This window comes from Nocardioides sp. CPCC 206348 (assembly GCF_048654705.1).
Classification (GTDB): domain Bacteria; phylum Actinomycetota; class Actinomycetes; order Propionibacteriales; family Nocardioidaceae; genus Nocardioides.
Genome location: NZ_JBMCZA010000217.1, coordinates 64,796 through 73,180, shown reverse-complemented (window position 1 = coordinate 73,180; position 8,385 = coordinate 64,796). Strand labels below are relative to the sequence as shown.

Below are 8,385 nucleotides of genomic sequence, written 5' to 3'. Positions count from 1 at the left end.
ACCACCCGGGCCGCCGTACCGCACCAGGTGTCGTTGCCCGCGCTGCGTGAGAAGACGTACGACGGCGACGGGCTGACGCTCGGCGCCGAAGTCCTGCGGACGGCGAACCACACGCAGTACGACGTGACCTACCGCAGCGGCACCCTCACGATCTCGGGTCGGCTCGCCGTACCCCACGGCGACGGGCCGTTCCCCGCCGTCGTCCTGGCGCACGGCTACATCGAGCCCTCGATCTACAAGGTCGGGCAGGGGATGACCCGTGAGCGTGCGTGGTTCGGCGACCACGGGTACGTCGCGCTGCACGTCGACTACCGCGGCCACGGCGGGTCCGACCCCGACCGCAGCAGGGGACTGGACCTGCGGATGGGCTACACCGAGGACGTCATCAACGCCGTCCACGCATTGCGGGCGTGGGACGGGCCGGTCGACGACGAACGCATCGGCCTCGCGGGCCGCTCGATGGGCGGGGGAGTCGTGCAGAACGCACTCGTCGTCGCGCCCGGCCTCGCGGACGCGGGCGTCGTGTTCGCGTCGGTGAGCTCGATCGCATCCGAGAACTTCGACCACTTCATCCGCTCCGACGGGGGACGCAACGCCATCACCGGCGCGATCCTGAAGGCGTACGGCGAACCCAGGGACAACCCGGACTTCTGGGGTGGCATCAGTGCGCGCACCTACTTCGACGACATCACCGAACCGGTCCTGGTCCACCACGGCACTGCCGACGACACGTGCCCGATCCGCTGGAGTCGCCAGACCACACGAGCCATGCGGCGGGCGGGGGTCGACGTGACCCTGCTGACCTACGCCGGGGAGCAGCACGCGTTCGGACCGCAGTTCGAGCGGGCCATGGAGAAGACCGGCGAATTCCTCGATCGCCACCTTTCCTGAGACGACCGCTCTCCGCCACTACGCTGGTGCCTCCGAACCACGCTCGAAAGGCGCGACGTTGGCACGCATTCCCGGTGTGGGCGACCTGCTCGGTCCCTACCGGATCACCCGCGAACTCGGTGCGGGCGGCATGGGGATCGTGTTCGAGGCGATCGAGGAAGGGCTCGGCCGTCGGGTCGCGCTGAAGGTGCTCTCGCTGCAGCTGGCCTCCGAGCCGGAGTTCCGCACCCGGTTCACCCGGGAGGCGTCGGTGCTGGCGCGCAGCGACAGCCCCCACATCATCCAGGTCTACAGCCACGGCGAGCAGGACGGCTGCCTCTACCTCGCGACCCAGTTCGTGTCCGGGGGCGACCTGGCGGCCCGCGTCGCAGGCGAAGGACTCCCCACGCCCGACGTGGCGCTCGACATCGCCGCCCAGGTCGCGTCGGCGCTCGCCGACGCCCACGCCGTCGGGGTGATCCACCGCGACGTGAAGCCGCACAACGTGCTGCTCCGCTCCGGCCAGGACCAGGTGCACGCCTACCTCTGCGACTTCGGCATCGCCCGGGACGGCGAGTCCTCGCTGACCAGCAGCGGCGTCGTCGCGGGCACCTACGCCTACCTCGCGCCGGAGCGGTTCCGTGGCGAGGTCGCCACCCCGGCCAGCGACACCTACGCCCTCGGCTGCCTGCTGTGGTTCCTGCTCGCCGGCCGTCCTCCGTACGACGGTGGGCTGGTCCAGCTCGCCCACCAGCACGAGTTCTCCGCGATCCCGCAGCTGCCCGGGGCTTCGGACCAGATCAACGGGTTCCTGCGGCGCGCGATGGCCAAGGACCCGGCGGCACGTCACCCCAGCGCAGCGGCCGCCGCCGCCGAGCTGCGCGCCATCCGGGCCAGCGGGCGCCTGCCCGACCAGCGCTTCGTCGTACCTCCTCCGGAGGCGCCGCCGTACCCCTCAGGCCCGTCGTATCCGTCGGGTCCGTCCTACCCGTCGGGTCCGTCCTATGGGTCGGGCCCGTCGTACTCCTCGGGCCCGTCGGCTCCGTCGTACGTCTTCGCGGCGCCGGTTCCCCCGCCGCCGCTGGCGCAGCCGCCGGTGTCCAGCCCGCCACCCTCCTACGCGACTCCCAGCCTGAACACTCCGGTTCCGCGGTCGCGCCGCGGTCCGCTCGTCGCGGTCATCGCGGTGCTGGCCGCCCTGGTGATCGGTGTCGGCGGCGGTGCCGCGTGGCACTTCCTGCGCGACGACGGCACCGGACCCCGCACCGACGACCGGACCCCCGGCCCGACGCTGAGCCCCGAACCGCGGGAGACGCCTACCGGCGACGAGACCCTGGACGCGCCCGGGGTACAGGAGGGGCCGGTCACGCGCGCCGACGTCAACGGTGACGGCAGCGACGACACGATCCTCATCGACAACAGCGCCGACCAGACCCTCGTGCTGACGTCCAGCGAAGGGACCGACACGGGCTTCGGCGACCTCCAGATCTGGTCAGGGACGGCGTACGGCACCGCGAAGGTGGTGCGGGGAGACTTCTCCGGTGACGGCCGTGCCGACCTGGCCCTCGTCGAGACGGACCGGATCCGGGTGGCGCGCTCGAACGGCGTCGACTTCGACGCACCGGAGGACTGGGGTGACGTCCAGCTGCCCGACAAGTTCAGGGTGACCGCAGGCGACTTCGACGGGGACGGCGTGACCGACCTGGCCTACCTGACCGGCGCAGGCGAGAGCTTCATCGCGATCGATGTCGCCCTGTCCGACGGCTCGACGTTCGGCACCTCCAGCAACTGGGCGGTCGTCGACGGCTGGAAGTTCGAGGACATGAAGATCGGGGCCGGCGACTTCGATGCCGACGGTGACGCGGACCTGATCGAGCTCGGCAAGCCCACCGAGGGCGGCATCGACCTGCGGCTGTTCCGCTCCGATCGCAGCACCTTCGAGGACAACGAGCTCTGGCTCTACTCCGCCACCTGGGAGTGGGACCGGACCCATCCGGTCATCGGTGACTTCGACGGCGACGGCGATGCCGACGTGGTCGCGATGCTGGACGAGGGCAACGCCCGTTTCGTCCGCATCCTCTCGGAGGGCACCACCCCCGAGATCGAGGCCCAGCACGTCGACATCGACGACGTCGCCTTCGCAGAAGCGCGACCGGTCGCGGCCGACACCGACGGTGACGGGACGACCGACCTCGTGCTGCTGGACCGGGCCACGGCCACGGTGCGGCAGCTGCGCTACGAGAGCGACGGGCTCCACGAGACCGGCCGGGTCTCGGCCTCGATCGACGCCGACAGCACCGTCGTCGTCGGCATCACGCGCTGAGCGCAGCCAGCCACGCCTCGGAAGCGGTGGGCCCGGCGAGGAGGGTGAACCCGACCTCGGGATGGGTCTCGCCGAGCGTCGCGAGCCACGTCAGGTCCGGCTCGGAGCCGTCGGCGCGCATCCGGCGCACGGTCCGGCGCACCAGGCCCCGCAGCGTGCCCGGTTCCTCGTGGGTCACGTGCACCACGAGCTCGGCCCGGTCGAGCAACAAGGCCCGCGTGGCGTCGTACTCGCTGGTGGTGACCCAGCCGTCGAAGGACGCCAGCTCACCGGCCTCGGACGGATCGGTGAGCTCGGCCAGCGGCACGAGGGGGACGTCGAGGACGGCAGCGAGCCGCTCGAGGAAGCTCGTCATGGCTGGTCCAGCGGTCCCCGCGGTGATCACCCGCTGCGGGATCCGCGGCGGAGTGGGAGTGGGCGGGTACACCCGGCGGATTCTAGGCACCCCCTCGGGACCTAGAATCACCGCCATGTCTCAACTCTCCCGCGACGAGGTGGCCCACCTGGCCGATCTCGCCCGGATCGACCTCGATGCCGCCGAGCTGGACCACCTGGCCCCCCAGCTCAACGTGATCCTCGAGGCGGTCGCGTCCATCAGCGGAGTGGCCGGTGACGACGTCCCGCCGACGTCCCACCCCATCCCGCTCACGAACGTCTTCCGCGAGGACGTCGTGGTGCCCGGCCTGACCGCCGAGCAGGCGCTGTCCGGCGCGCCGGAGGCCGAGGAGCAGCGCTTCCGCGTGCCGCGGATCCTGGGGGACGAGCAGTGAGCACCCCCATGAACGGCTGGATCACGAAGACCGCCGCCGAGCTGGTCGACGCCCTCGCCGCGGGCGAGACCACCTCGGTCGAGCTGACGCAGGCCCACCTGGACCGGATCCAGGCAGTCGACGGCGATGCCACCTCCGGCATCCACGCCTTCCTCCACGTCGACGCCGAGGGCGCGCTCGCGCAGGCTGCCGAGTCCGACGCCCGCCGCGCCGCGGGCGAGACCCGCCACCTGCTCGACGGTGTCCCGATCGCCGTCAAGGACGTGCTGGCCACCCAGGGACTCCCCACGACGTGTGGGTCGAAGATCCTCGAGGGCTGGATCCCGCCGTACGACGCCACGGTGGTCCGCAAGGTCAAGGCCGCAGGTCTGCCGATCCTCGGCAAGACCAACATGGACGAGTTCGCGATGGGCTCCTCGACGGAGCACTCCGCCTACGGCCCCACCCGCAACCCCTGGGACCAGACCCGGATCCCCGGTGGTTCCGGTGGCGGCTCGGCGGCGGCCGTCGCCGCCTTCGAGGCGCCGCTGGCCCTCGGCACCGACACCGGTGGCTCGATCCGCCAGCCCGGTGCCGTGACCGGCACGGTCGGCGTGAAGCCGACGTACGGCGCGGTCTCGCGCTACGGCCTCGTCGCGCTCGCCAACAGCCTCGACCAGGTCGGCCCGGTCACCCGGACCGTCCTCGACTCGGCGCTGCTCCACGAGCTGATCGGCGGGCACGACCCGCTCGACTCGACCTCGGTCAACCAGCCGGTCGGTGCGTTCGTCGAGGCGGCCCGACAGGGTGCCGCCGGCGACCTGGCCGGGCTCAAGGTCGGCGTCATCAAGGAACTGGCCGGCGACGGCTGGCAGCCCGGCGTGATGTCGCGCTTCGCCGAGACGGTGGAGCTGCTCACCGAACTGGGCGCCGAGGTCACCGAGATCGCCTGCCCGTCGTTCGTGCACGCCATGGCGACGTACTACCTGATCCTCCCGGCCGAGTGTTCCTCGAACCTCGCCAAGTTCGACGCCATGCGCTACGGCCTGCGCGTCGTCCCGGACGGCGACCCGTCCGCGGAGACGGTCATGCGTGCCACCCGCGACGCCGGCTTCGGTGACGAGGTGAAGCGCCGGATCATGATCGGCACCTACGCCCTGTCCAGCGGCTACTACGACGCCTACTACGGCCAGGCGCAGAAGGTCCGCACGCTCATCTCGCGCGACTTCGCGGCTGCCTTCGAGCAGGTCGACGTCCTCGTGTCGCCGACGTCCCCGACGACGGCGTTCCCGCTGGGCGACAAGCTCGACGACCCGCTGGAGATGTACCTCCAGGACCTCGCCACCATCCCGGCCAACCTCGCCGGTGTCCCCGGCATCTCGGTGCCCGCGGGCCTCGCCGAGGAGGACGGCCTCCCGGTCGGCTTCCAGGTGCTGGCGCCGGCGCTGGCCGACGACCGGCTCTACCGGGTGGGTGCGGCCGTCGAGGCGGCACTGACCACGCGGTGGGGCGGGCCCATCCTTGCGAAGGCACCAACCCTTGGGGGAGCCCGATGACTGAAACGCTGATTCCGTTCGACGAGGTGATCGAGAAGTTCGATCCCGCCCTCGGCCTCGAGATCCACGTCGAGCTCAACACCAACACGAAGATGTTCTGCGGTTGTCCCGCGGTCTTCGGCGGCGAGCCCAACACGCAGGTCTGCCCGACGTGCCTCGGTCTGCCCGGTGCCATGCCCGTCGTGAACGGCAAGGCCGTCGAGTCGGCCATCCGGATCGGCCTCGCGCTCAACTGCGAGATCGCGGAGTGGTGCCGGTTCGCCCGGAAGAACTACTTCTACCCGGACATGCCGAAGAACTTCCAGACCTCCCAGTACGACGAGCCGATCGCCTTCGAGGGCTTCCTCGACGTCGACGTGGAGGGCGAGACCTTCCGCATCGAGATCGAGCGCGCCCACATGGAGGAGGACACGGGCAAGTCGCTGCACGTCGGTGGCTCCGACGGCCGCATCCACGGCGCCGACTACTCGCTGGTCGACTACAACCGTGCCGGCATCCCCCTGATCGAGATCGTCACCAAGCCGATCCTGAACACGGGCGACAAGGCACCGCTGGTTGCCAAGGCCTACGTCTCCGCGATCCGGGACCTGATCGTCGCCCTCGGTGTCTCTGATGCGCGGATGGACCAGGGCTCGATCCGCGCCGACGTGAACCTGTCGCTCGCGCCCAAGGGCGCCGGCGGTCTCGGCACCCGTTCGGAGACCAAGAACGTCAACTCGCTGCGCTCGGTCGAGCGCGCGGTGCGCTACGAGATGGCGCGCCACGCCGGCATCCTGCTCGACGGTGGATCGGTGCTCCAGGAGACCCGTCACTTCCACGAGAACGACGGCTCCACGTCGTCGGGTCGCGAGAAGTCCGACGCCGAGGACTACCGCTACTTCCCCGAGCCCGACCTGGTGCCGGTCGCGCCGAGCCGCGAGTGGGTCGAGGAGCTGCGCGGGACCCTGCCCGAGAACCCCGCCGAGCGGCGCGTGCGCCTGCAGGGCGACTGGGGCTTCACCGACCTCGAGATGCGCGACGCAGTCGCCGCCGGCGCGATCGAACTGATCGAGGAGACCGTTGCGCAGGGCACGGCGCCGCAGTCGGCCCGCAAGTGGTGGGTCGCCGACCTGCTGCGCCGTGCGAACGATGCCGGCGTCGAACTGGCGGCGGTCGGAGTGACACCGACGCAGGTGGCGGCGGTCCAGGCACTCGTCGACGCCAAGACGATCAACGACAAGCTGGCCCGTCAGGTTTTCGACGGGCTCATCGCAGGTGAGGGCACGCCCGCGGAGATCATCGAGAAGCGTGGCCTGGCCATGGTCTCCGACGACGGTCCGTTGCTGGCTGCCATCGACGAGGCCCTCGCCGCTCAGCCGGACATCGCCGAGAAGATCCGCGGAGGCAACCTCGCTGCTGCTGGGGCGATCATCGGTGCAGTCATGAAGGCCACCCGTGGTCAGGCCGACGCCGGCCGGGTCCGCGAGCTCATCCTGGAGAAGCTGGCCTGACGATCACCCCACCGGCGTCTCGGGCGCCGCTGGGGTGCAGGGACCGGTCTCCCCGCGCAGGATCGGCCGGACATCGACGTCCACGGACGTCGTACCGGAGGACCAGGCGCGGTCGTCGAGGTCCTCGTCGCGCAGTGCTTCGAGGGTGACGACGTCGCTGCCCGTCACCACGATGCACGGGTCGCCGAGCCCGGTCGATCCCTGGTCGTACTCCGCGAGGGGACGCGACAGCGGCCAGTCGATGGACGCGTCCTCGACCTCGCCGTTGTCGGTGAGGACCAACCCCACCTGTTCGGGCCGGTACGACGCCCGCCCGGTCGCGATGTCGCCGTCGGTCCTGACGGCAGCGGTCTCGGCGAGGTCGTCCAGCTCGGCGATCGCGTCGAGCAGCCGGTCCCATTCGTGGTCGTCGACGTCCTCGTCATGGCCCAGGCCGTAGACGGAGACGGCTTCGGGCCGACCGCCGAGTGTCGTGAACACCGACGTCACCGGCTGGTCGGTCCACTCGCTCCTCTCGTAGTCGTGCTTCCCGAACGCGACCGTCCTGAAGGCCTCGCGCACCCGGGTCAACCCGTCCGGGGTCAGCGTGAACGTGTCGACGCCGAGGCCGTCCTCCCCGTTGAGGAAGACCGTTCCATCGGTCCGCACCTCCGCGTCGGGGACCCGGGTTCCCGGCTCTCCGCTCCCGCCCGTGGAGTAGACCGACACGAGCACGTCGGCGGCGTGGGCGCTGACCACGTCGGGGCTGGCGAGGGTGCCGTGCCCGGGGCCGTTGAGGGTGACGTCGATGGGCGGGTCGGAGGAGTCGCCACAGGCGGTGAGGCCGAAGACGAGCAGGGTCCCGAGAGCCGCGGCGTGGTGTCGTCGCATGCCAGGTAGGACGCGCGGGCGACCGCCGTGGTTCCCGGGGTCGCCTGGGTCGCCGGGGCTCAGTCGACGATGTGCAGGTTGGTGATGGAGATCCAGCCCCGGTTCCCGTTGAGGGTCTCGACCGCGACCCACTCGGGGTGGCCGTCGACCCGCTCGCCACGCTCGGTGATCCAGCGGGTGTTGAACTCCTTGCCGCGGATGAAGGTCGCGATCGTGCGGTCCCTCGTGCTCGGCCCCTGGCGGACGTTCGTGGTGGTGCTGACCCGGAAGGTCCAGTCACCGGCGGTCCCGGCGTGCGGGGCCCTGCCGATGGTCGAGACGTACCGGGCGGACGACCGGCGGGCCTTGCCGTAGATGGTGTGCCAGCGCGTCAACTGGGTCATGGGGGAGACCTTTCCGGTGGGCTCGGCGGAAGACGTTCTGCAGGACAGACGTTGCGGAACGCCAGAAGGTTGCGTCCGCAAGCCGAAAGCACAGAAACTGCGCTCCGGAACCAGTCATTTCGGGGCATGTCAAGGCAGGTAAAT

At 70.7% G+C, this 8,385-nt stretch carries 8 protein-coding genes; 5 read left to right on the top strand and 3 right to left on the bottom strand.

The window, feature by feature from the left end:
- Together ACOADB_RS24130 and ACOADB_RS24125 are read left to right on the top strand one after the other, a co-directional pair.
- Positions 1 to 891 (top strand): alpha/beta hydrolase family protein (locus ACOADB_RS24130; protein WP_378604781.1); only part of this gene is annotated, 891 nt, incomplete at its 5' end.
- Positions 892 to 949: 58 nt separating this feature from the next.
- On the top strand, positions 950 to 3,193 hold the full coding sequence (locus ACOADB_RS24125) for a protein kinase domain-containing protein (protein WP_378604778.1): 2,244 nt from the start codon (positions 950 to 952) through the stop codon (positions 3,191 to 3,193).
- On the opposite strand, the gene ACOADB_RS24120 is transcribed toward ACOADB_RS24125, so the two are convergent.
- Entirely contained in the window at positions 3,183 to 3,620 is a 438-nt protein-coding gene (locus ACOADB_RS24120) for a hypothetical protein (RefSeq protein ID WP_378604775.1), read from the bottom strand. The genes ACOADB_RS24125 and ACOADB_RS24120 overlap by 11 nt on opposite strands.
- Before the next feature lie 43 nt (positions 3,621 to 3,663).
- On the opposite strand from ACOADB_RS24120, the gene gatC reads away from it, so the two are divergent.
- Genes gatC through gatB form a run of 3 tightly spaced genes read left to right on the top strand, consistent with a single transcriptional unit; the run spans position 3,664 to position 6,988 of the window.
- Entirely contained in the window at positions 3,664 to 3,963 is a 300-nt protein-coding gene (gatC, locus tag ACOADB_RS24115) for an Asp-tRNA(Asn)/Glu-tRNA(Gln) amidotransferase subunit GatC (RefSeq protein WP_056713918.1), read from the top strand.
- An 8-nt stretch (positions 3,964 to 3,971) separates the two neighbouring features.
- A complete protein-coding gene (gene gatA, locus ACOADB_RS24110; RefSeq protein WP_378604944.1) occupies positions 3,972 to 5,498 on the top strand; it encodes an Asp-tRNA(Asn)/Glu-tRNA(Gln) amidotransferase subunit GatA in 1,527 nt (508 codons plus the stop codon).
- Positions 5,495 to 6,988, top strand: a complete 1,494-nt coding sequence (gene gatB, locus ACOADB_RS24105) for an Asp-tRNA(Asn)/Glu-tRNA(Gln) amidotransferase subunit GatB (protein ID WP_378604772.1) — start codon at positions 5,495 to 5,497, stop codon at positions 6,986 to 6,988. The genes gatA and gatB overlap by 4 nt, the downstream gene beginning before the upstream one ends.
- A gap of 3 nt (positions 6,989 to 6,991) precedes the next feature.
- Here gatB and ACOADB_RS24100 read toward each other — a convergent pair whose 3' ends face one another.
- Both ACOADB_RS24100 and ACOADB_RS24095 read right to left on the bottom strand, forming a co-directional pair.
- Positions 6,992 to 7,858 (bottom strand): hypothetical protein, encoded by an 867-nt coding sequence (locus ACOADB_RS24100; RefSeq protein ID WP_378604769.1) that lies wholly within the window; start codon positions 7,856 to 7,858, stop codon positions 6,992 to 6,994.
- A gap of 59 nt (positions 7,859 to 7,917) precedes the next feature.
- Entirely contained in the window at positions 7,918 to 8,241 is a 324-nt protein-coding gene (locus ACOADB_RS24095; RefSeq protein WP_378604766.1) for an SH3 domain-containing protein, read from the bottom strand.
- Between the last annotated feature and the right edge of the window lie 144 nt (positions 8,242 to 8,385).